Source organism: Streptomyces fradiae, assembly GCF_041270065.1.
Classification (GTDB): domain Bacteria; phylum Actinomycetota; class Actinomycetes; order Streptomycetales; family Streptomycetaceae; genus Streptomyces.
Window position 1 is genome coordinate 4,562,426 of the sequence record NZ_CP065958.1, and the last position, 21,231, is coordinate 4,583,656.

Genomic DNA, 21,231 nt, shown 5'->3' on the forward strand with positions numbered 1-21,231 from the left:
ACGGGGACGCCGTCCGCCCGCGAAGGTGCCCCCATGCCCGCCACCACGATCCGCACCCGCACCCGCGTCGCCGCCACCGCCGCCGGCGACCTCCGCACCGCCGCTCGCGCCTTCCTGGCCCTCCCGGTCGGTCTCGCGGCGACCGTCCTCGTCCTCGTCGGGCAGCCCACCCGCGCCGCCCGTCTCCGGTCCCGCCTCGCGCCCGCCGGACCCGGGCGCTGGACCGGCCCGCGGGTGCTGGCCCGGACGGTGCTCGGCCTGCCGCTCGACCTGGCGGCCTTCGTCCTCCTCGCGTACGCCGCCTTCAACACGGTCCGCAACCTCGGCTACCCGCTCTGGTACGCGGACACCGACTACCACCAGGCCTGGGGCGGCCCCACCCTCGCCGGCGTCTGGGCCGTCCACTCCCTCGGCTGGCTGCTCTGTCTGGCTGTCCTTCTGCACTGGCCGGTGCGCTGGCTGGACCGCGGGCAGGCGGCGGTCAGCCGCCGGGTCAGCTGATGCGGACGGTGCGGGCCCAGTCCGGTGGGGTGTCCGGGACGTAGCCGTCGTCGCCCGGGCGGAGGCGGTAGTACGGGCGGGGGAAGAGGCCCACGACCGTGCGGCAGGGCGGGGCGGTGGCGGGCCAGGGGGTCTGGCCGTCGGTGAGGACGACCACGACGTCCGGGCGGGGGCGCCGGCGCAGGGCGGTGGTGAAGCCGGAGCGGAGGTCGGTGCCGCCGCCGCCGATCAGGGTGATGCCCTCCGCCGCGCACAGCGGGTCGGCGACGCGGGCGGCGGCGTCGCAGGAGACCACGCGCACCAGGTCGCGCCGCCCGCCGACCGCGCGGGAGATCGCGGCCACCTCCAGGAGCGCGGCGCCGAGCTCCGCGTCGCTGACCGAGCCCGAGGTGTCGATGACCACCGACACCCGGGGCGGCTGGCGCCGCAGGCTCGGCAGGATCGTGCCGGGCAGGGCGACCGAGCGGCGCGAGGGCCGCCCGTAGCTGTGGTCGTCGCCGGCCCCGGCGCCGCCCACCGCCGCGCGGATCGCCGAGCCCAGCAACTCCCGCCACGGCTGCGGCGGCTGGAACGCCTCCTCCGCCCACCGTCGCCACCCCGCCGGTGCCTCGCCCGGCGGCCCGGCGAGCCCCTGCGCCACCTTGAAGCGCACCGCGTCCTGCTCCTGCTCGCTCAGCCCGTCCGCGCCGTCCGGGCCGAGGTCCCACTCCCGCTCCAGGCCGTCGGCGCCGCTGCCGCAGTCCAGCCACAGGTGCAGCCCGCCGGGCAGCGACTCCAGGCGGATCCGCCGTACGTAGTCCTCCATCAGCTCGTCCTTGGGCACGTTCAGGAGCGCCGGCGTGACGATCCCCTCCGGCGTGTCGAGCCCGTCCCCGTAGATGTCGTCGTTGATCTCACAGTCGGCGGCGATGTTGAGCCGCAGCCGGTCCGCAGGCCGCCCCTCGAAGCCCTCCCGGCGGGCGATCCGGTCGCCGCGTCCGTGGTGGTCGCGGATCAGGTGCGCGACCTCGTGCACCCACACCCCGGCCAGTTCGTCGACCGACGTGCGCGCCACGAAGCCCGGCGAGGCGTAGCACCGCCAGTACCGGTCGACCGCCATCGTCGGCACCCGCCGCGACTCGACCACCCGCAGCGCGAACAGGGCCGTCGCCAGATACGGGCGCGCCCGCACCGCCCGCAGCCGCGCCGCGTACAGCTTCTCCCGGTCGAGGGAGAGCGGGGCCGTGGCCTCGGTGGAGGCGCTCATCGGCCCGCCCCCGCCCCCGCACCCGCCCCCGCCGGCACGCGGTCCGCGCGCCGGGACACGTCCACCACGCCCGCGAGCCGCTCGATCGCCACCGGCACCTCCCACTCCTCCCGGCGCAGCGCGGCCAGCGTCGTGGCCGGCACCACCACCAGGTCCGGCGGCCCGGTCTCCGCCGCCCGTACGAGCAGCTCCCAGGCCGCGTCCCAACGTGCCCGGTCCGGGCGGGCGTTGACCGCGGCGACCACGCCCTCCAGGGCGGCCTGCCGCCGGTCTCCGCGCTCCGGGAGCTCCGCGCCCGCCGGGTCGGCGAGCAGCACCTCCGGGTCCGGCAGGTCCATCCGGTCGATCCAGGCGAGGAGTTCGAGCCCGGGCCCGTCGCCGACGGTGCCCCGCACCAGCTGCGCGAGCACGTCCCGGGTCGCCCCGGCGGCCGTCGCGAAGGCGATCAGGGACAGCGTCATGTCCCAGCTGCGCGGCGACGGCCACGCACCGCCCTTGCGGGTCTCGCTGCCCGGCAGCCGGTGGACGAGGGTGGGCCGGGCGGTGAGCAGCCCGGTCACCGCCCGCCGGGCGAAGTCGACGGCGCCGGGCAGCAGTTCGGGGTCGAGCCGGGGCAGCGTGGCGCGCGGCCAGGTGCCGCCGAGGCCCCGTACCACCACCTCGGGATCATGGGTCCACTGCAGATGCACGAAACGGTTGGCGAGCGGCGCGCTCAGCTCCCACCCGTCCGCCGCCGAGGCGCGCGGATTGGCGGCGGCCACGATCCGTACCCCGGGCGGCAGTTGGAGCGAGCCGATGCGCCGCTCCAGGACGAGCCTGAGGAGCGCCGCCTGCACGGCGGGCGTGGCCGTGGACAGCTCGTCCAGGAACAGCAGCCCCCGCCCGGCCCGGACAAGGCGCACCGCCCAGTCCGGCGGCGCGAGCGGCACGCCCTGCTCGGCCGGGTCGTCGCCGACGATCGGCAGGCCGGAGAAGTCGGACGGCTCGTGCACGCTGGCGATCACGGTGGTGAGCGGCAGGTCGAGCGACTCGGCCAGCTGGTGCAGCGCGGCGGTCTTGCCGATGCCGGGCTCGCCCCACAGCAGTACGGGCAGGTCGGCGGCGACGGCGAGGGTCACGGCCTCCAGCTGGGGGTTGGGGCGGGGTTCGGTGTCGGTGGTGCGGAGGAGGGTGAGGAGGTCGGCGGCGATGTCCAGCTCGGCGGAGGGCGTAGCAAATATGGTCATAAGGGTCACCGTGGTGTGTGAGGAGGGAAGGGGAGGGCGCGGGTCCGGCTCAGGCCGGCTCGGGCCTAGAACGCGTGGCGGCGGCGCGAGCGTGTGTGCGGGTTGCCGTCCAGCCGGAACTCGTGGAGGAAGCGGGGCGGCGGCGGTCCGGCGAGCCCCGCCCGGTAGAGGCCGTACGAGAGCCGCTGCGTCTTCGCGCTGTGCAGCGCGCCGCGCAGCGGCCCGTCCCGCAGCACCGCCGCCGGACCGAGCAGCCCCTCGACGACGGCCAGGGCCCCGGCCACGTCGCCGTGGACGATCCGGTCCCGGACCCCGTCCAGGCAGTCCGGGCGCCGGTGCGCCTCGTCGATGGCCCGCAGACAGGGCAGCGGGGTGCCGGACAGCGCGACGAGCAGTTCCTCGCGCCGTAGTTGCGCCGGATCGTGGTCGAGCGGCGCGAGGACGCCGTCGACCAGGGCGATCCGGTGCCGGGCGCCCCGGCACTCCACGATGCGCGGCGCGCCCGGGTCGTCCGGGACCCGTACGGCGGGGGCGGCCCCCGGCGCGAGCGCGGCGGCGACCAGCGGGTGCAGCCGCCCGGGCTCGACCGCCCCGGCGCGCAGCAGCTCCAGGTCGGGCGGCAGCCAGGTCGCCGCGTCGGGCAGCAGTGGAAGCCGCGTACCCGAAGCGCCGCCGGAGCCGCCGTCGGCCCGTACGGAGTCGGAACCGCCGACGTCGAGGACCAGTCGCCGCTCCCCGGCCCGTACGGCCACGGCGCCGGCCGTCCGCCCCTCGGCGGCGAGCAGGATCCGGGCCTCGGCCGCCCAGCGCTCGGCCTCGGGCAGCGGCGGCAGGTCCGGGCCGAGCCCGGCCCCGGAGCGTTCCCGCAGCTCACCGGCCCGGCGGGCGTCCCACAGATGCCGGTGCAGGTCGAGCCGGAAGCGCCGGCTGGGCCGGGGATGCGGATGTGCGGCGGGGTGGACGGCCGGGTCGTCCCAGGTCGGATCCACCCCGTCCCACAGGGCGAGCGAGACGCGCTGCCCGCCCCCGGCCCAGGCGGGCGGGGTGCGCACCACGAGGTGCAGGGGAGGCCGGTCGCTCGTGGAGTCGTCGTACCGCGCGAGCGCGATCGTGAGGCCGGGCCGAAGGAGTCCGTCGGGCGCGACCCGGGGCAGATGCCAGCGCAGCAGGTCCGGCGCCAGGTGCCGCAGGTCCGCCCGTACGCGGGCGGCCAGTTCGCGGCCTCGGGTCCGTACGAGCAGCTTGAGGTCCAGGTCGACGTCGAAGCCCGCGGCGGCGCACGCCCCGGCCCAGTCGCCGCGCAGGCGGCGGGCGGTGGCGGCCTCGATCATGGCGGCCGGCACGGCGAAAGCGCGCACGCGCGACCAGAAGGCGGGAAGCGAGGAAGCCGGAAGCGAAGAACCGGGAAGTGAAGAACCGGGAAGTGAAGAACCGGGAAGTGAAGAAGCGGGGAAACGGGTGGCACCGTTCGCGATGTGAGTGGTCATCAGCACTCACCTTGCGCGGACGGGACCCCCAATCTGAGAGCAGAATGAGTCGTCATCGCGCCGATCGTAACCACACGCGGTCGCGACCCGCCAGGGTAAATCCTGAATCATGCATGCACGCTTGCTTGTTTCTCGTAGTGCTGCCAAGGTCGGCCCAGATCTGCCCACAACGCACGCGCACCAGACATCCTGTCGCTCAGGGGGCATGTACACATGGTGTTCCGCAGTGAATTCGCCGACGTTCCGGTCGTCTCCCGTCCCATCCACGACGCCGTCCTCGGCCGTGCCGCAGAGTTCGGCGAGCGCCCGGCGCTGATCGACGGCACCGGCGGGGACGGGGCGCTCACCCTCACGTACGCGCAGGTGGAAGCCTGCCACCGGCGGGTGGCCGCGGGCCTCGCCGAGGCGGGGGTGCGCAAGGGCGACGTCCTCGCTCTGCACAGCCCCAACACCGTGCTGTTCCCGGTCGCGTTCTACGCGGCGACCCGCGCCGGCGCGTCCGTGACCACCGTGCATCCGCTCGCCACTCCCGAGGAGTTCGCCAAGCAGCTCCGCGACTCCGCCGCGCGCTGGATCGTGACCGTGTCGCCGCTGCTTGCGACGGCCCGCGCGGCCGCCGAACTCGCGGGCGGCGTCGAGGAGATCTTCCTCTGCGACGCGGCGCCGGAGGGGGACGCGACCAGGTCCCTGCAGTCCTTCCTCGCCTCCACCGCCCCCGAGCCGGTCCTCGACATCGACCCGGACACGGACGTCGCCGCCCTCCCGTACTCCTCCGGCACCACCGGCGTCCCCAAGGGCGTCATGCTCACCCACACCTCCATCGCCACCAACCTCGCCCAGCTCGAACCGCTGATGCCGATGGGCTCCGGCGAACGCATCCTCGCCGTGCTGCCGTTCTTCCACGTGTACGGCCTGACGGCGCTGATGAACGCCCCGCTGCGGCAGGGCGCCACCGTCGTCGTGCTGCCCCGCTTCGAGCTCGACGGCTTCCTGGCCGCCATCGAGAAGCACCGCATCGACGTCCTGTTCGTGGCGCCGCCGATCGTCCTCGCGCTCGCCAAGCACCCGGCGGTCGCGAACTACGACCTGTCGTCCCTGAAGTACATCGTCTGCTCCGCCGCCCCGCTCGACGCCGCCCTCGCCGAGTCCTGTTCGGCACGGCTCGGACTGCCGCCGATCCTCCAGGCGTACGGCATGACCGAGCTGTCCCCGGGCACCCATCTGGTGCCGCTCGCCACCGAGAACCCCCCACCGGGCACGGTCGGCAAGCTGCTGCCGTCGACCGAGATGCGGCTGGTCGCGCTCGACGACCCGGCGAAGGACGTCCCGGCGGGCGAGTCGGGCGAGATCGCGATCCGCGGCCCGCAGGTCATGAAGGGCTATCTGGGCCGGCCGGACGCCACCGCGGCGATGATCGACGCGGACGGCTGGCTGCACACCGGGGACATCGGGCGGGTCGACGAGGACGGCTGGCTGTATGTCGTCGACCGGGTGAAGGAGCTCATCAAGTACAAGGGCTTCCAGGTCGCCCCGGCCGAGCTGGAGGCGCTGCTGCTCACCCACGGGGCCATCGCCGACGCGGCCGTCATCGGGGTCGTGGACGGGGACGGCACGGAGGTCCCGAAGGCCTTCGTGGTGCGCCAGCCCGCTGTGCCTGACCTCAGCGCCGAGCAGGTCATGGCCTACGTGGCCGAGCGGGTCGCCCCGTACAAGAAGATCCGGCAGGTGGAGTTCATCGACACCGTGCCCCGAGCGGTGTCGGGCAAGATCCTGCGCCGGGAACTGAGGAATCGCGCATGAGCCTCATCCAGACAGCGTCCGACCGGGGCATCACCACACTCACCCTGGACTCCCCGGCCAACCGCAACGCGCTCTCGGCGCCCCTGGTGACCGCGCTCGCGGACGCGCTGGCCGCCTGCGGCAAGGACCCGGGCGTACGGGCGGTGGTCCTGACCCACACCGGCGGTACGTTCAGCGCGGGCGCGGACCTGAAGGCGCCGCCCGGGCCGTACGCCTTCGTCGACCTGCTCCGGCAGATCGTCGAGCTGCCGAAGCCGGTGGTGGGCGTGGTCGACGGGCACGCGCGGGCGGGCGGCCTGGGGCTGCTCGGCGCGTGCGACGTCGTCCTGGCGTCGGAGGGCTCGGACTTCGCGCTCACGGAGGTACGGATCGGGGTCGCGCCCGCGGTCATCTCGCTCACCCTCCTCCCGAAGCTGGAGCCGCGGGCGGCGGCCCGCCACTACCTGACGGGGGAGCGCTTCGGTACGGCGGAGGCGCGGGCGATGGGCCTGGTGACGGGGCCCACCGCCGACCTCGACCCGATCCTGGACGGCCTGCGCCGGGCCTCCCCGCAGGGCCTGCGGGAGGCGAAGCGCCTGGTCACGGCTAGAGTCCTGGAAACCTTCGAACGCGAGGCGGAGGAGCTGGTGCAGTTGTCGGCCTCGCTGTTCGCCTCGGCCGAGGCGCGCGAAGGGATGACGGCCTTCCTCGAACGACGGGACCCTGCGTGGCGACTGTGACCGGCCCGAAGCCCGGCCCGAAGCCCGGCCCGAAGCCCGGCCCCAAGCAGGACAGGAGCCGCGCCACCCGGCAGCGGCTCCTGGAGGCGGCGGTGGCCTGCCTGGCCGAGCACGGCTGGGCGGGCTCCACCGTCGCGGTGGTCGCCGAGCGGGCCGGGGTCTCCCGGGGCGCCGCCCAGCACCACTTCCCGACCCGCGAGGACCTCTTCACGGCGGCCGTCGAGTACGTGGCCGAGGAACGCTCCCAGGCCCTGCGCACCATCCCCACCCAGGACCGCCGCGCCGTCGTCGCCGCCCTCGTCGACCTCTACACCGGCCCCCTCTTCCGCGCCGCCCTCCACCTCTGGGTCGCCGCCTCCAACGAGGACCAGCTCCGCCCCCGCGTCACCGAACTCGAGGCCCGCGTCGGCCGCGAGTCCCACCGCATCGCCGTCGACCTCCTCGCCGCCGACGAGTCCCGCCCCGGCGTCCGCGAATCCGTCCAGGGCCTCCTCGACATGGCCCGCGGCCTGGGCCTCGCCACCCTCCTGACGGACGACCGCGCGCGTCGCGAGCGCGTGGTCGCGCAATGGGCGCGGATCTTGGACGAGGCCCTGGGCTGACGCCCTGGGCTGAGCCCCGGCGGGCGGGCCCGCATGACCGCCGTCACATCGCCCGCCCCGCCCCCGCAGTACGCTGGTCGCATGCTTTCGCTCGTACGTCGCCGCCACGTGGATCTGCTCCGCGTCGCGAGCATGGGCTGTCCCGGTCACCGCTGAACCAGACCGTCAAGGACACCCCCACCCCTCGCCCGGAAGCGCCGCACACCCCCGCGACGCACGTCCGGGCGCCGTACACCCCACGCGGACGCACACCATGAGTCACCCCTCGTACCCCTCGTACCCCTCGGACCGTACGAACGCCTCGTACCCCTCCCAGCTCCCCATCGTCGACCTCTCCGCCGCCGACCGCGGCCCGCAGGCCCGCCGCCTGTTGCACGCGCAGCTGCATTCGGCCGCCCACGACGTGGGCTTCTTCCAGCTCGTCGGGCACGGCGTGACGGAGGCGGAGACCCGCGCGCTGACCGACGCCATGCACGCCTTCTTCGCGCTGCCCGAGGCCGACCGGCTGGCCCTCGACACCACGAACTCGCCGCACTTCCGCGGCTACACCCGGGTCGGCGACGAGCGGACCGCCGGAGCCCGGGACTGGCGGGACCAGCTGGACATCGGGGCCGAGCGGCCGGCGCATCTGCCGGGGCCGGGGGAGCCCCCGTACTGGTGGCTGCAGGGGCCCAACCAGTGGCCCGAGGCACTCCCCGAGCTGCGGCTCGCCGCGCTGAACTGGATCGAGCGCCTCTCCGGCGTCGCCGAGCGGCTGCTGCACGAACTGCTCGCCTCGATCGGCGCCCGCCGGGACTTCTACGACGCGGCCTTCGGCCGCCACGCCCACCCGCACCTCAAGCTGGTCCGCTACCCGGGCAGCAGCGGCGACGCGGGCGACGACCAGGGCGTCGGGGCGCACAAGGACTACGGGTTCCTGACCCTGCTCCTGCAGGACCAGGTGGGCGGGCTGCAGGTGGAGCGGGAGGACGGTCTGTTCCACGACGTGCCGCCGCTGCCGGGCGCGTTCGTCGTCAACCTCGGCGAGCTCCTGGAGGTGGCCACGGACGGCTACCTGGTCGCCACCAACCACCGCGTGGTGTCACCGCCCGGCGCGACGGAACGGTTCTCCGTGCCGTTCTTCTACAACCCGCGGCTCGACGCCCGGATCACCCCGCTGGAGTTCCCGTACGCCGCTGCCGCGCCCGGCGTGACGGCCGACCCGGCGAACCCGCTGTTCGCCGAGTACGGCCGCAATGAGCTGAAGGGCAAGCTCCGCGCCCACCCCCTCGCCGCGGCCCGCCACCACGCGGACCTGCTCAGCGCATCCGGCGGTCAGCTCGCGATGTCGGAGTAGCCCTCGATCTCGCGCGGGTTCCGCTGGCCGGGGCCCGTGTAGCGGGCCGAGGGGCGCACGAGCCGCCCGGTGCGCTTCTGCTCCAGGATGTGCGCCGACCAGCCCGCCGTACGGGCGCAGGTGAACATCGACGTGAACATGTGCGCCGGGACCTCGGCGAAGTCGAGGACGATCGCCGCCCAGAACTCGACGTTCGTCGCCAGGACGCGGTCCGGGCGGCGGTTGTGCAGCTCCTCCAGGGCGGCCTTCTCCAGCGCCTCCGCCACCTCGAAGCGCGGCGCGGCCAGCTCGCGCGCCGTGCGGCGCAGCACGCGGGCGCGCGGGTCCTCGGCGCGGTAGACGCGGTGGCCGAAGCCCATCAGGCGCTCGCCCCTGTCGAGGGCCTGCTTCACGTACGCCGTCGCGTCGCCCGTCCGCTCGATCTCCTCGATCATGCCGAGCACACGGGACGGCGCACCGCCGTGCAGCGGCCCGGACATCGCGCCGACCGCGCCCGAGAGGGCGGCGGCGACGTCGGCGCCGGTGGAGGCGATGACGCGCGCCGTGAAGGTGGAGGCGTTCATGCCGTGCTCGGCGGCCGAGGTCCAGTACGCGTCGACGGCCTTGACGTGCTTCGGGTCCGGCTCGCCGCGCCAGCGGATCATGAAGCGCTCGACGATGGACTGCGCCTTGTCGATCTCGCTCTGCGGCACCATCGGCAGGCCCTGGCCGCGCGCGGACTGCGCGACGTACGACAGGGCCATGACGGCGGCGCGCGCGAGGTCGTCGCGGGCCTGCTCGGCGGAGATGTCGAGGAGCGGTTTCAGGCCCCAGACCGGCGCGAGCATGGCGAGCGCGGACTGCACGTCGACCCGGATGTCGCCGGAGTGCACCGGGATCGGGAACGGCTCGGCGGCCGGCAGGCCGGGGTTGAAGGCGCCGTCGACGAGCAGGCCCCAGACGTTGCCGAACGAGACGTGACCGACCAGGTCCTCGATGTCGACCCCGCGGTAGCGCAGCGCGCCGCCTTCCTTGTCGGGTTCGGCGATCTCCGTCTCGAACGCGACGACTCCTTCGAGCCCGGGTACGAAGTCGGACATGGGGCGGCTCCTCAATCGTGGGGATCGGTCGTTCGGGGAACGACTGATCGATGATCAATCATTCGGCGGTTGGTTGGCAGGACGCAACAGGGATCCAGCGCATGAGTCTGTACGGTTCCGATGATGCGGGGAAGCGTGACATCCGGCACACTGCGCCGTTCCGGGGACGGAGGGTTAACGGCACGCGGTGCCGGGCAAACTCCGCCACTGCGGCAGGATGGAGCCCGTGACCGACGCCCTCGATCCCGACGCTCTCGATCCCGCCGACATGCGCGAGGTGTACCGGACCATGGAGCTGACCGTGGCCGATCTCGCCCCGGACCCGGTCGAGCAGTTCGCGCACTGGTTCAAGGAGACCGCCGCCAACCCGGCGATCCACGAGCCGAACGCCATGGTCGTCTCCACCGCCGCCCCCGACGGCCGCCCGTCCTCCCGTACGGTGCTGCTCAAGCACTACGACCAGGCCGGCTTCGTCTTCTTCACCAACTACGGCTCGCGCAAGGGCCGGGAGCTGACGGCCAATCCGTACGTCTCGCTGCTCTTCCCCTGGCACCCGCTGGCCCGCCAGGTGATCGTCACCGGCCGCGCCGAGCGCACCGGCCGGGACGAGACGGTCGCCTACTTCCGCACCCGGCCGCACGGCTCCCAGCTGGGCGCCTGGGCCAGCCACCAGTCCACGGTGATCGAGTCCCGCGCCGAGCTGCTCGCCCGTTACGAGGAGCTGCACACCCGCTACCCGGAGGGCGAGCAGGTCCCGGTGCCGCCGGAGTGGGGCGGCTTCCGGGTGGTGCCGGACGCGGTCGAGTTCTGGCAGGGCCACGAGAACCGGCTGCACGACCGGCTGCGGTACGTACGGGACGGGGACGGGGAGGCCTGGCGGGTCGAGCGCCTCTCCCCCTGAGGGCCCGAGGAGTTACGGCCCCGGGACTCACGGTCCCGGGAAACGCGCCGCCAGCCGCGCCATCCCCCGCTCCAGCTCCCGGCGCGCGCCGAACGGTACGAGCGCGGCGCGCCCGGGCACCCGTACGCCCCCGGTGAGCGCCACCCGCGTGCCCCCGCCGTCCTCCGCCGCGGCGGCCATGCCGACCACCAGGAACCGGCTCTGCAGCCAGCACCAGCCGGGCCGCAGCACCCCGTGGAGCCGGGCGCGCATCCCGTAACGGCTGCGGGCGAGGGCCTCGACGCGCTCGCCGTCGACGCGCAGCACGCGCACGGTCCGCATGTCGGGCTGGAAGTCGCCGAAGCCGCCTTCGAGGTCGCTCATGACGGCCCACACGTCGGCGGGGTCGGCGGGCAGCACCCGCTCGACGAGGCGCGCGCCGCGGACGGCGCCGGCCATGACGCGCAGCCGCCGCACGGGATCGAGAACATCGGCGCAGTTCAGGTCCGTGTTGTCATCCGTCATGCGGACCACGCCTTTCGGAAGCTCTGCCGGGCCCGGTGCAGCCGGGACTTGGCGGTACCGGCGGGAATGCCGAGGACGGCCGCGGCGGCCTCCTCGTCGAGCCCTTCGACATCGCGCAGCACGAGCACGGCCCGGTGCTCGGGCGACAGCCGGGCGAGTACGTCCCCGATGTCGGCGGCCAGCTGCGGATCGCCCCGCTGCGGCACCTCGGCGAGCCCGTCCGGCGCGGGCCGTTCACGGGCGGCCCGCCGGGCCACCCGTACCGCCTCCCGTACGGCGATCGTCCGCACCCAGCCGTACAGCGTCGCCGGATCGCGCAGCTTGCGCAGCGAGCGGAAGACGGCGAGGAGCGCCTCCTGGGCGGCGTCGGGGCCGTCGTCGAGGGCGATCGGGCCGCACACGCGCGTGACGTACGGGGTGAGGTGGTCGAGGAGCTCGTGCAGGGCGAGGGTGTCGCCGCGCCGGGCGGCCCGGGCGAGCGCGACACCCCGCTCAGCGCCGGAGTTCACGGGCCACCGCCCCGCCGAGTACGAGGCAGAGCGGGGTGTACGCGAGCGCGTTCAGCCACGGGAACACGGCACCCGACCCGTCCTTGCCGGCGACGATCCAGACGACCCCGACGGCGCCGCGCAGCAGCAGCCCGCCGGCGAAGACGGCGGTCCCGAGCCGGGCGAGCCGCGCGAACCGGCCCCCGCGCCCCCATGCGTACGTCCCCACGCACACCGCCCCCACGGCCTCGATCACGGCGAGCGGCAGTACGACCGCGGGTCCGAAGGACACCACGCTCCCCAGGACCGCGAGCGAGAGCCCCCGCTCGTCGGCCGCGGGCCACACGGCGCCCGTCGCCCAGTACACGTGCAGGAGCGCGAGCACTCCGAGCAGCACTGCCCCGCCCCGCGCGGCCATGCGGTTGTCCCTCACGGATTCCTCCCCTGTGTCCCCGGTCGAACCGACACCCAGAGGAGGAGACGAGTACGCGGAACGTTCCCTGTGACGTGCGCCACAGCTGATCCGGTCCCGGAAACGCAGGCGACCCGTGGGCCTTGGTCCCGTCCGCCTAGGCGCCTAGGTCGGGCGGGAGCCGGCCGGACTGACCGGCGGCCCACGGGTCGGGTGACTGCGATGATGTCGGCAGAAGGCCTGCCGAGGTGCACAAGAGTGCGACGGCAGGCCTTAGCCCGCAGTCACCTCACGAGTCCGAAAAGAAACCATGTTTTCGGATCACCTCCTTTCGCGTGTGACCACACACTAAGAAGCCGCTTCCGCTCGCTCAACCCATTTTCCGGAAGCTGTTTTTTCGGCAACGGGCTGTGTCCTGGGTCACGTTTCCAGTTGAATGAAGCGGGGGTGTCGATGACTGCTTCGACGGCGAGTGTTCCTGGGGCGGATCTTCCCGGGGCGGACCTGCTGGCCGCCCTGCTCGACGGGATGGACGCGGCGCTGTGCGCGCTCGACGCCACGGGCAGAGTGACCCACTGGAACCGGGAGGCCGAGCGGATCCTCGGCTGGAGCGCCGGCGAGGCGGTCGGGCGGCAGGGCTTCGACGGCTGGGCGGCGCGCAGCGCGGACGCCGCGGACATCGCGGCGCGGCTGCGGGGCGCGATGACCGCGCCGGGACGCCAGGTGCACGAGTTCGCGCTGCTGCGGAAGGACGGCGGGCGGGTCCTGGTCCGTACCCAGACGGCGGGGGTGCGGGGCGCGGACGGCGGCCCGGCGGGGGTGTACTGCGCCTTCAGCGAGGTGCACGTACAGATCGACCTGGAGCGCTCGCTCGCGCTGAGCGAGGCGCTGTTCGCGGACGCCGCGTGGGGCGTGGTCCTGGTCGACGTGGACCTGCGGCCGGCCGTGGTGAACGCGCACGCGGCCCGGGCGCTCGGCGCGGCGCGCGGTTCGCTGCTCGGGCGGCCGCTCGGCGAGCTGGTCACCCAGGGCGTGGAGGAGCTGGAGGGCGCCCTCCAGCACGTGCTCGCCGCGGGCTCCCCGGCGGCGCCCGCCGACGTGTGGGTCACCCTGCGCGGTGCGCGCGGCGAGCGCCGCCGCTGCTGGCGCTGCGGTTTCGTCCGGCTCGCCTCGCCGCTGGCGGAGGGGCCGGAGCCGGTGCCGCTGGGGGTGGCCTGGCTGTTCCAGGACGTCACGGAGGACCGGCTGGCCGCGCAGGACGCGGACCGGCTGCGTTTCCGCTGGAGCCAGCTGCACCGGGCGGGCGCGGCGGCCGCCGAGGTCGAGGACCCGGTGCGGGCCGCCGCGGTGCTGCTCGACTTCGCGCTCGCCGGTTTCGCCGACCACGTCCTGGTGGACCGCGCGACCCCGGAGGGACGCCTGGTCCGCGCCCTCGCCACCCCGTCCGGCGCCCCCGGCCCGGTCGCCCCGCTCACCACCGCCGGCATCCCCCTGCGCTACGCCCCCTCCCACCCCGCCGTCCGGGCCCTCGCCCGCCCCGGCACCACCCGCACCAGCACCACCCCCGGCACCGACCGCCTCTGGCCCCCCGACGCCGCCCACGCCCTCTGCGTCCCCCTCCGCTCCCGCGCCCGCACCCTCGGCATCACCACCTTCCTCCGCTCCCCGGCCCGCCCCGCCTTCGAACGCGAGGACACGGAGTACGCGGAGACGGTCGCGTCCCGGGTCGCGGCGGCGCTGGACGGGGCGGGGGAGTGGGGCGCGGGTCTGGCTTGAACTGGTTTGCGAGTGGCTTGAACGCCCCCTGTGGATAACTCGATCCGCGATGTCGCTCGCCTGTGCGATCATCACGTCGAACTGCTGACTGATCACCGCTCTGATCACTGCTCCTGGGGGGACCGGGAATGCAACAACCGTCGTCGGTCACGGCGACCAGATCCGCGCCGTACACCGCTCTGCTCGCCACGCTCACGCTCGTGCTGTCCTTGCTGCTTCCGCTCGTCGCCACGGCTCCGGCCACCGCCGCCACGGCGGAGACCGCGTGCACCCAGACGACGGACGCCGTCGCCGGCTACAACCGGGGCACCCTCGACTCCGTCGAGGAAGTCGATTGTCTGAAGCTGCCGTTCCCCGCGGGCGCGGTGATCGTGGCGGTCGCGGACCGGATGGTCGGCTCATGGAGCCCCGCGATGGCGATCGTCGACGCGACCGGAGCCACCGTCTGCGCGACCGCGGCGACCCGGTACGGCACCTGCAGCCTGAGCGGCACCGCCCCGCACTACGCCAAGGCGTACACGGTGGCCGGAAGCGTGCCGCCGGGCTCGTCGTACGGCCTGTTCCTCCAGCGCGTCGACGAGATCGCCGACGGCACGGGGGCCTGCCCGACCCTCCCGGCCGGCGACTTCACGACGGCCACCGCCACGACCCCCTTCTCGACCGCGGACGGCGCCTTCGCGCGCTGCGCCGACATCCCGGCCTCCGCCCACTCGGCGAAGGAGCTCGTCCAGATCCAGAAGGTGTCCGTCACCAAGGACTCCAACGCCCGGTTCTGGGTGGTCGAGGACACCGGTCGCCAGGTCTGCGAGGAGCCGGACTACCGCAACGGCTGGGCCGCCTGCGCCCTGGCCGCGGGTAAGTCCTACCGCGTGGTCGTCGCCGGAGAGGGCACGCCCGGCGCGTTCGACCTCGTCCGCCGCGACGTCACCGGGACCGCCAAGGGCTGCGAGCCCACCCCGGCGACGGCCGTCGGCGCCCCGGCCGCCACGGGCACACTGCCCGCGCCCGGCACGCCCGTCTGCCGCCAGGTGACCACGCCCGACACCGCCGACGTGCTGTACCTGAACGAGCGGGACGGCTTCAACGACGCCCGCCACACCGTGTTCGGCCCGACCGGCGGGCTCGCGTGCAACACCACGTACGAGGACTGCGGGGCCATGGGCGCGACCCGCTACCAGGTCGTCATCACCCCGTCGTGGCACAGCATCCACGCCGGCCAGCCCTACCGCCTCGACGCCCAGCGCATCGCCGGCGCGGGCGGGCCTGCTCCGGAGTGCGCCCGCCCGGCGAACATCAGCTACGGCTACGGGCCGCTCACCGGCGTTCTCGACGAGCAGCACACCGCGGTGTGCGCGGGCCTGGAGACGTACCAGCACGACCGGTACGACGCGGTGGTCAAGGACACCGAGACGGAGGGCCGGGGTGCGACCCTGTCCCTCTACGACAAGAGCGTCGACCGCTGCGACGACCGGGACACCGAGATCGACTGCTACCTCGGCGACTGGATCACGGGCGTGCCGAAGCCGACCGTGATGGTCCTCGGGCTGCGCGAATGGACCTCGCGGACCGCGTACTCCGCCGAGCTGGTCTGCACCGCGCCGGTGTGCGGCGCCGACCCCGTCACGTTCCGCTCGGTGGATCCCACCACCGCCGCGAGCGGCACCAAGGCACGAGTGGTCCTGTCGGGAACGGCACTCAACGCCGACTACCACCGGCTGCGGATCGAGCACCCGTCCGGTGCGAGGGTCGAGAGCACGACGGTGTCCGTGGACACCAGCCGTGACGCGCTCGTCGCCGACTTCGACCTGACCGGCGCACCCGCCGGCGTGTGGACCCTCTCGGCCGTGAACACCCGGGTCGTGGCGGAGGGCGAGGTCACCCCACTCGGCACCTTCTCGGTCACCAAGCCCGGCACGGCGGGCCTCGGCGTCTACCACCCCATGACGCCGACCCGGCTCATGGACACCCGGTCCGGCCTCGGCGTCCGCAAGGGCAAGGTCGGCCAGGGCGAGACGGTCACGCTCCAGGTCGCCGGCAAGAGCGGCGTGCCGCCGGTCGGGGTGACGGCCGTGGTGTTGAACGTGACCGCGACCGCGCCGACCGTGGGCAGTTTCGTGTCCGTGTATCCGTCCGGGACGGCTCGGGCCTCGGCGTCGAATCTGAACTTCGTCGCCGGGCAGACGATCCCCAACCTCGTCGTCGTGCCGGTCGGCGCGGACGGGAAGGTCGCGTTCTACAACAAGAACGGGTCCGTCGATCTGATCGCGGACGTCGCCGGTTACTACGTCACGGACGGCTCGGGCGCCACGTACCAGCCCGTCACTCCCAACCGCCTGATGGACACCCGGTCCGGGCTCGGGGTCGCCAAGGCGAAGGTCGGGGCAGGGCAGAGCGTCGACCTCCAGGTGACCGGTAAGGGCGGGGTGCCGGCGAGCGGGGTGACGGCCGTGGTCATGAACGTGACCGCGACCGGGCCGACAGCGGGGAGCTTCGTGTCCGTGTATCCGTCGGGGACGGCTCGTACGTCCGCGTCGAATCTGAACTTCGTCGCCGGGCAGACGATCCCCAACCTCGTCGTCGTCCCCGTCGGCGCGGACGGCAAGGTGACCTTCTACAACAAGAACGGGTCCGTGGACCTGCTCGCCGACGTGGCCGGTTACTTCACCATGGACGCGACGGGATCCGCCTACAAGCCGATGGCCCCGACCCGGCTCATGGACACCCGGAGCGGGCTCGGGGTGCCGAAGGCGAAGGTCGGGCCGGACGGGACGGTCACGCTGGCGGTGGCCGGGCAGGGCGGGATACCGGCGACCGGGGTGACGGCCGTGGTCATGAACGTGACGGCGGTCGCGCCGACCGCGGGCAGCTTCGTGGCCGTCTTCCCGGACGGGACCACCCGCACCTCCGCGTCGAACCTGAACTTCACCGCCGGGACCACGATCCCCAACCTCGTCGTGGTGCCCGTGGTGAACGGGAAGGTGAGTTTCTACAACAAGAGCGGGTACGTGGATCTGCTGGCGGATGTCGCCGGCTACTACGTCTCGTAGGACCTGACACAAAACTCGGGGGCCGCGGCGAGTTCTCGCCGCGGCCCCCGAGTCGTTTCCGGTCTCAGTGGCGGAAGAAGATGCGGTCGCCGTACTCGGTCATCACGCGGCCGTTCCACTCGTGGCCGCCGTCCACGTTGCCCGAGCGAAGCAGCGGGGGCTCGATGCCGAGGCGGACCAGCTCCTCGGCCGCGGCGGCCATGGTGGCCTGCATGAGGGCGCTGGTGACGACGGTCGAGGCGGGGGCGAAGGGGGCCTCGATGCCCTCGTGGGTGAGTTCGGCGTCTCCGATCGCGATCTTGGAGTCGAGGACGATGTCGCAGTGGTCCTTGAGGTACGTGCCCGAGACGTGCCGGGACTTCGTCTCCGTGGCGTACGCGACCGAGGTCACGCCGATCACGGTGAGGCCGAGGGCGCGCGCGTTCATCGCCATCTCGACCGGCAGGGCGTTGCGGCCGGACAGGGAGATGATGATCAGGACGTCGCCGGCCCGGGCCGGGGAGGAGTCCAGGACCGCGCCGGCCAGGCCGTCGACCCGCTCCAGGGCGGAGCCGAGGGTCGCGGGCATCACGTCGACGCCGACGACGCCGGGGACGGCGAGCAGGTTCATCAGGGCCAGGCCGCCGGCCCGGTAGACCACGTCCTGGGCGGCCAGCGAGGAATGACCCGCGCCGAACGCGAAGAGCCGGCCGCCCGCCGCGACGGCCTCGGCGATGGCCGTGCCCGCGGCCGCGATGTCGTCCGCGTCCTCGTCCCGCACCTTCTGGAGCAGGCCGATCGCGGCGTCGAAGAACTGTCCGGCCAGCTTGCTCTCGCCCATGGCGGCGGCTCCTTCTCGTCGTGGTCGCCGATCACGGTGCGGTCTGGACCATTGCTCTGTCAATACCGCCTCGCACCGACGAGCCCCGGTTGTCGGTGCGATGCGTCAGAATTGGTGCAGGGCCAGCGCACGACTCATCGAGGGGCACGTATGTCCGGACTGATCGACACCACGGAGATGTATCTCCGCACCATCCTTGAGCTCGAGGAAGAAGGTGTGGTCCCCATGCGCGCCCGGATCGCCGAGCGGCTGGACCAGAGCGGTCCGACCGTGAGCCAGACCGTGGCCCGCATGGAGCGCGACGGTCTGGTGGCCGTCGCGAGCGACCGCCACCTGGAGCTCACGGACGAGGGCCGCCGCCTGGCCACCCGGGTGATGCGCAAGCACCGGCTGGCCGAGTGCCTGCTCGTCGACGTGATCGGTCTGGAGTGGGAGCAGGTCCACGCCGAGGCCTGCCGCTGGGAGCACGTGATGAGCGAGGCCGTGGAGCGCCGCGTCCTGGAGCTCCTCCGCCACCCGACGGAGTCGCCGTACGGCAACCCGATCCCGGGCCTGGAGGAGCTGGGCGAGAAGGCCGAGGCGGAGTCCTTCCTCGACGACTCGATGGTCTCGCTCGCCGACCTGGAGGCCGGCGGCGAGGGCAAGACGGTGATCGTCCGCCGCATCGGCGAGCCGATCCAGACGGACGCCCAGCTGATGTACACGCTGCGCCGCGCGGGCGTGCAGCCCGGTTCCGTGGTGTCGGTGACGGAGTCGCCGGGCGGTGTCCTCGTGGGCAGCAGCGGCGAGGCCGCCGAGCTGGACAGCGAGGTCGCGGCGCACGTCTTCGTCGCGAAGCGCTGACGGCGAGGGCTGACGCCGGGCCGGGTGTCGCCGGGCGCTGACGCCGGGCGGCCGGGTGCCGCCGGGCCGGGTGCCGCCGGGCCGGGTACGAAGGGCGGCGCCCCGCGTACGGCGCTGAGGCCCGGCCCGCTGCCGCCCCGGCCCGCTGCCGCCCCGGCGGCCCCGGGCCCTCGCCGCCCGCCGCCCCGGCGCGCGGCGCCCGTCCGCGCCCGGACGCGTTGACGCGCCCCGTTGACGCGCCCGGTTCACGCCGGGCCCGTTTTACGGCGGAATCGCCACGCCCGCAGGCCCTCCCGTGCCACGCTGGTGCGATGAGGGTCGTCGCCCATGAGACGTGGGACGAGACGAAGAACCCCGGCGCCCGTAGGCGCCGGGGTCCGTCCTCCCCTGTGCTGACCCGGAGCCCCGAGCTCCCAGGGTCAATCCCCTCGGACCGTTTTCCCCGAGCGGTCCGCCTCCCGCAAAAGATCTCCCCTCGGCCGCAGCCGTCAATCCTTGAGCACTGTCACTCGAACGTGGGGTGTTGAGCGGCAGAAGCGCATTTTCGAATACAGGTTCGATAGTCTGGCGCAGTTCCACGGGAAAGAGGGGGTGCCGAGCAGCATGGTGCGACGACTCGACGTCACGGGAGCCGACGGCGTACGCCTGGCGGCCTGGGACTTCACGGAACGGACGGCACCGCAGACCGGGCCGGGCGTGTTACTGCTCCACGGGCTGATGGGCCGCGCCTCCCACTGGGCCCCGGCGGCCGGCCGGCTCGCGGCCCGGCACCGCACGATCGCCCTCGACCAGCGCGGCCACGGCGCGAGCGAGAAGCCCGCGTCCGGCCCCTTCACGCGCGAGGCGTACGTCGCGGACGCGCTCGCCGCCGTCGAGCGGCTCGGGCTCGGCCCGGTCACCCTCGTCGGGCACTCCATGGGCGCCCTCACCGCCTGGCAGCTGGCCGCCGAGCACCCCGACCTGGTGCACGCGCTCGTCATCTGCGACATGCGGGCCTCCGCGCTCGGCGCGGCCTCGCAGCGCGAGTGGCAGGACTGGTTCCGCCGCTGGCCGACCCCGTTCCCCTCCCTCGACGCCGTCCGCCAGTGGTTCGGCGAGGACGACCCGTGGGTGGAGCGCCCCAACCCGGCCCGCGGCGCCTTCTTCGCCGAGGTGATGACCGAGCGGCCCGACGGCGGCTGGGGCCCGGTCTTCGATCCCGCCCAGATGCTCACGTCCCGCGAGACCTGGGTCCACGACGCCCACTGGGACTCCCTCGCCCAGGTCCGCTGTCCCACCCTCGTCGTCCGCGGCCTCGACGGCGAACTCGGCCGCGCCGAGGCCCAGGAGATGGTCCGCGTCCTCCCGCACGGCGCGTACGCGGAGATCCCCGACGCCGGCCACCTCCTCCACTACGAGCACGCCGACGCGTGGTGGGAGGCCGTCGCCCCGTTCCTGAACGGCGTCCTCACCTCGTGATCGACAGGGCCGCCACGCCCATACGATGATCGTTTTATGACAAGCAGACCTCCGGTGGGGCCCACCCGCCGTACCGTGCTGATCGCGGCGGGCGCGGCGGGCGCCGCGTCCGCCGCGATGACGTCCGGGCCGGCCGCCGCCGCTGCCGGCCCCGCGCCCCGCACCGGCGACAATCCCGTCGTACGGGAGAACCGGAATCCCGGCTCCGGCCGCTGGGTCATCGGCGCCAAGGAGACCCGCGGCGTGGACCTCCGCCGGCCCCAGATCCAGGGCCGCCCCGCCTCCGCGTCCGTCGCGCCCGGCGAGACCCTCACCCTCCACCTGTCGGCGGCGACCACCGCTCGTACCGCCCGTACCTGCGAGATCGAGATCCACCGCTTCGGGTTCTACGGCGGCGAGCGCTCCCGCCTCCTCCACACGGCCGCCGAGGTCCCCGTCGACCGCCCCTGGCGGCTGCCCGTCCCCGGCACCTGGGTGTCCGGCGTCTTCCTCGCCGTCCTCACGGCCGACGGCTACCGCGCCTACGCCCCCTTCGTCGTCCGCGAACCCGCCCGCCGCTCCGACGTCCTCGCCGTCGTCCCCCTCGCCTACCCGGGCCTGCGCCCCCACCCCGGCCTCGGCATGCCCGCGGCCTTCGGCGCCGAGGTCAGCGCGTACCGCTGGCTGGAGGAGGCCGGTTACGACGTCACGTACGCCACCGAGGAGGACGTACGGGCCCGCCGGGTCGACCCGCGCCGCCACCGCGCCGTCGTCCACTCCTCGGCCGCCGTCCGCTCGGCCGCCGTCCCCGGATCCGTGGCGCTGCGCCGCCCGCTGGCCCTGTCCGAGCCCGGCCACATCGACCCGGAGGCCCGCCGGCAGGCCGCCGCGCTGCTCGACGGTGTGCTGCCGGCCGGGCGCCGCGCCACCGCGCCCTCGTGAGTCGGCGCACCTGTCGTTTGCGAAATGCTTGACTCGGAGCAAGTATTGGGTCAAGTAATTTCGTG

20 protein-coding genes are annotated in these 21,231 nt (G+C 74.0%); 12 read left to right on the forward strand and 8 right to left on the reverse strand.

Annotated elements, in window-relative coordinates; all coding sequences use genetic code 11:
• Positions 1 to 33: 33 nt before the first annotated feature.
• Positions 34 to 501 carry a hypothetical protein gene (locus JAO84_RS20910; RefSeq protein WP_370414251.1) on the forward strand — a complete coding sequence of 156 codons (468 nt, stop codon included), beginning with the start codon at positions 34 to 36 and terminating at the stop codon, positions 499 to 501.
• Here JAO84_RS20910 and JAO84_RS20915 read toward each other — a convergent pair.
• The 3 genes from JAO84_RS20915 to JAO84_RS20925 all read right to left on the reverse strand — a co-directional run bounded on the left by JAO84_RS20915 (position 494) and on the right by JAO84_RS20925 (position 4,304).
• The gene (locus JAO84_RS20915; RefSeq protein ID WP_370414252.1) at positions 494 to 1,747 is read right to left on the reverse strand and encodes a VWA-like domain-containing protein; all 1,254 of its coding nucleotides are present in this window, start codon (positions 1,745 to 1,747) and stop codon (positions 494 to 496) included. The two genes, JAO84_RS20910 and JAO84_RS20915, sit on opposite strands and share 8 nt — an antisense overlap.
• Complete coding sequence (locus JAO84_RS20920; protein ID WP_370414253.1) at positions 1,744 to 2,973, reverse strand: AAA family ATPase; 1,230 nt, start codon at positions 2,971 to 2,973, stop codon at positions 1,744 to 1,746. Before JAO84_RS20920 ends, JAO84_RS20915 begins: the two co-directional genes overlap by 4 nt.
• A gap of 65 nt (positions 2,974 to 3,038) precedes the next feature.
• A complete protein-coding gene (locus JAO84_RS20925) occupies positions 3,039 to 4,304 on the reverse strand; it encodes a hypothetical protein (RefSeq protein WP_370416824.1) in 1,266 nt (421 codons plus the stop codon).
• 369 nt (positions 4,305 to 4,673) lie between these two features.
• Here JAO84_RS20925 and JAO84_RS20930 point away from each other — a divergent pair, with 369 nt between their 5' ends.
• The 5 genes from JAO84_RS20930 (at position 4,674) to JAO84_RS20950 (ending at position 8,917) form a co-directional block, all read left to right on the forward strand.
• Complete coding sequence (locus JAO84_RS20930; protein WP_370414254.1) at positions 4,674 to 6,260, forward strand: 4-coumarate--CoA ligase family protein; 1,587 nt, start codon at positions 4,674 to 4,676, stop codon at positions 6,258 to 6,260.
• Positions 6,257 to 6,979: an enoyl-CoA hydratase family protein gene (locus JAO84_RS20935; RefSeq protein ID WP_370414255.1), complete on the forward strand. Its 723-nt coding sequence runs from the start codon at positions 6,257 to 6,259 to the stop codon at positions 6,977 to 6,979. Before JAO84_RS20930 ends, JAO84_RS20935 begins: the two co-directional genes overlap by 4 nt.
• Complete coding sequence (locus JAO84_RS20940; RefSeq protein WP_370414256.1) at positions 6,967 to 7,581, forward strand: TetR/AcrR family transcriptional regulator; 615 nt, start codon at positions 6,967 to 6,969, stop codon at positions 7,579 to 7,581. The genes JAO84_RS20935 and JAO84_RS20940 overlap by 13 nt, the downstream gene beginning before the upstream one ends.
• A gap of 81 nt (positions 7,582 to 7,662) precedes the next feature.
• On the forward strand, positions 7,663 to 7,737 hold the full coding sequence (locus JAO84_RS20945; protein ID WP_370416825.1) for a putative leader peptide: 75 nt from the start codon (positions 7,663 to 7,665) through the stop codon (positions 7,735 to 7,737).
• A gap of 97 nt (positions 7,738 to 7,834) precedes the next feature.
• A complete protein-coding gene (locus JAO84_RS20950; RefSeq protein WP_370414257.1) occupies positions 7,835 to 8,917 on the forward strand; it encodes an isopenicillin N synthase family dioxygenase in 1,083 nt (360 codons plus the stop codon).
• Here the strand turns inward: JAO84_RS20950 and JAO84_RS20955 are convergent.
• Positions 8,896 to 9,996 (reverse strand): citrate synthase 2, encoded by a 1,101-nt coding sequence (locus JAO84_RS20955; RefSeq protein ID WP_370414258.1) that lies wholly within the window; start codon positions 9,994 to 9,996, stop codon positions 8,896 to 8,898. The two genes, JAO84_RS20950 and JAO84_RS20955, sit on opposite strands and share 22 nt — an antisense overlap.
• A 217-nt stretch (positions 9,997 to 10,213) precedes the next feature.
• Between JAO84_RS20955 and pdxH the strand changes: the two genes are divergently transcribed.
• Positions 10,214 to 10,897 (forward strand): pyridoxamine 5'-phosphate oxidase, encoded by a 684-nt coding sequence (gene pdxH, locus JAO84_RS20960; RefSeq protein WP_370414259.1) that lies wholly within the window; start codon positions 10,214 to 10,216, stop codon positions 10,895 to 10,897.
• Between the two features lie 27 nt (positions 10,898 to 10,924).
• Here pdxH and JAO84_RS20965 read toward each other — a convergent pair whose 3' ends face one another.
• From JAO84_RS20965 to JAO84_RS20975, 3 genes are read right to left on the reverse strand one after another with little or no spacing between them, the layout of a single operon-like run.
• The gene (locus JAO84_RS20965) at positions 10,925 to 11,401 is read right to left on the reverse strand and encodes a hypothetical protein (protein ID WP_370414260.1); all 477 of its coding nucleotides are present in this window, start codon (positions 11,399 to 11,401) and stop codon (positions 10,925 to 10,927) included.
• Positions 11,398 to 11,910, reverse strand: a complete 513-nt coding sequence (locus JAO84_RS20970; protein WP_370414261.1) for an RNA polymerase sigma factor — start codon at positions 11,908 to 11,910, stop codon at positions 11,398 to 11,400. Before JAO84_RS20970 ends, JAO84_RS20965 begins: the two co-directional genes overlap by 4 nt.
• Positions 11,894 to 12,322 carry a DUF3995 domain-containing protein gene (locus tag JAO84_RS20975; RefSeq protein WP_370414262.1) on the reverse strand — a complete coding sequence of 143 codons (429 nt, stop codon included), beginning with the start codon at positions 12,320 to 12,322 and terminating at the stop codon, positions 11,894 to 11,896. Before JAO84_RS20975 ends, JAO84_RS20970 begins: the two co-directional genes overlap by 17 nt.
• A 432-nt stretch (positions 12,323 to 12,754) precedes the next feature.
• Between JAO84_RS20975 and JAO84_RS20980 the strand changes: the two genes are divergently transcribed.
• A complete protein-coding gene (locus JAO84_RS20980) occupies positions 12,755 to 14,077 on the forward strand; it encodes a PAS domain-containing protein (protein WP_370414263.1) in 1,323 nt (440 codons plus the stop codon).
• Between the two features lie 128 nt (positions 14,078 to 14,205).
• The gene (locus tag JAO84_RS20985) at positions 14,206 to 17,124 is read left to right on the forward strand and encodes a hypothetical protein (protein ID WP_370414264.1); all 2,919 of its coding nucleotides are present in this window, start codon (positions 14,206 to 14,208) and stop codon (positions 17,122 to 17,124) included.
• A gap of 64 nt (positions 17,125 to 17,188) precedes the next feature.
• On the opposite strand, the gene JAO84_RS20990 is transcribed toward JAO84_RS20985, so the two are convergent.
• The gene (locus JAO84_RS20990) at positions 17,189 to 17,944 is read right to left on the reverse strand and encodes an SIS domain-containing protein (RefSeq protein WP_265863843.1); all 756 of its coding nucleotides are present in this window, start codon (positions 17,942 to 17,944) and stop codon (positions 17,189 to 17,191) included.
• 150 nt (positions 17,945 to 18,094) lie between these two features.
• Between JAO84_RS20990 and JAO84_RS20995 the strand changes: the two genes are divergently transcribed.
• The 3 genes from JAO84_RS20995 to JAO84_RS21005 all read left to right on the forward strand — a co-directional run bounded on the left by JAO84_RS20995 (position 18,095) and on the right by JAO84_RS21005 (position 21,166).
• Entirely contained in the window at positions 18,095 to 18,787 is a 693-nt protein-coding gene (locus tag JAO84_RS20995; RefSeq protein WP_265863845.1) for a metal-dependent transcriptional regulator, read from the forward strand.
• A 603-nt stretch (positions 18,788 to 19,390) separates the two neighbouring features.
• On the forward strand, positions 19,391 to 20,245 hold the full coding sequence (locus tag JAO84_RS21000; protein ID WP_370414265.1) for an alpha/beta fold hydrolase: 855 nt from the start codon (positions 19,391 to 19,393) through the stop codon (positions 20,243 to 20,245).
• A gap of 36 nt (positions 20,246 to 20,281) precedes the next feature.
• Entirely contained in the window at positions 20,282 to 21,166 is an 885-nt protein-coding gene (locus JAO84_RS21005) for a N,N-dimethylformamidase beta subunit family domain-containing protein (RefSeq protein WP_370414266.1), read from the forward strand.
• Positions 21,167 to 21,231: the final 65 nt, after the last annotated feature.

Excerpts from the sequence above, each read along its gene's own strand:
- JAO84_RS20910 (WP_370414251.1), top strand. The coding sequence starts at position 34 with ATGCCCGCCACCACGATCCGCACCCGCACCCGCGTCGCCGCCACCGCC.
- JAO84_RS20915 (WP_370414252.1), bottom strand. The coding sequence starts at position 1,747 with ATGAGCGCCTCCACCGAGGCCACGGCCCCGCTCTCCCTCGACCGGGAG.
- JAO84_RS20920 (WP_370414253.1), bottom strand. The coding sequence starts at position 2,973 with ATGACCATATTTGCTACGCCCTCCGCCGAGCTGGACATCGCCGCCGAC.
- JAO84_RS20925 (WP_370416824.1), bottom strand. The coding sequence starts at position 4,304 with ATGATCGAGGCCGCCACCGCCCGCCGCCTGCGCGGCGACTGGGCCGGG.
- JAO84_RS20930 (WP_370414254.1), top strand. The coding sequence starts at position 4,674 with ATGGTGTTCCGCAGTGAATTCGCCGACGTTCCGGTCGTCTCCCGTCCC.
- JAO84_RS20935 (WP_370414255.1), top strand. The coding sequence starts at position 6,257 with ATGAGCCTCATCCAGACAGCGTCCGACCGGGGCATCACCACACTCACC.
- JAO84_RS20950 (WP_370414257.1), top strand. The coding sequence starts at position 7,835 with ATGAGTCACCCCTCGTACCCCTCGTACCCCTCGGACCGTACGAACGCC.
- JAO84_RS20955 (WP_370414258.1), bottom strand. The coding sequence starts at position 9,996 with ATGTCCGACTTCGTACCCGGGCTCGAAGGAGTCGTCGCGTTCGAGACG.
- pdxH (WP_370414259.1), top strand. The coding sequence starts at position 10,214 with ATGGAGCCCGTGACCGACGCCCTCGATCCCGACGCTCTCGATCCCGCC.
- JAO84_RS20965 (WP_370414260.1), bottom strand. The coding sequence starts at position 11,401 with ATGACGGATGACAACACGGACCTGAACTGCGCCGATGTTCTCGATCCC.
- JAO84_RS20980 (WP_370414263.1), top strand. The coding sequence starts at position 12,755 with ATGACTGCTTCGACGGCGAGTGTTCCTGGGGCGGATCTTCCCGGGGCG.
- JAO84_RS20985 (WP_370414264.1), top strand. The coding sequence starts at position 14,206 with ATGCAACAACCGTCGTCGGTCACGGCGACCAGATCCGCGCCGTACACC.
- JAO84_RS20990 (WP_265863843.1), bottom strand. The coding sequence starts at position 17,944 with ATGGGCGAGAGCAAGCTGGCCGGACAGTTCTTCGACGCCGCGATCGGC.
- JAO84_RS20995 (WP_265863845.1), top strand. The coding sequence starts at position 18,095 with ATGTCCGGACTGATCGACACCACGGAGATGTATCTCCGCACCATCCTT.
- JAO84_RS21000 (WP_370414265.1), top strand. The coding sequence starts at position 19,391 with ATGGTGCGACGACTCGACGTCACGGGAGCCGACGGCGTACGCCTGGCG.
- JAO84_RS21005 (WP_370414266.1), top strand. The coding sequence starts at position 20,282 with ATGACAAGCAGACCTCCGGTGGGGCCCACCCGCCGTACCGTGCTGATC.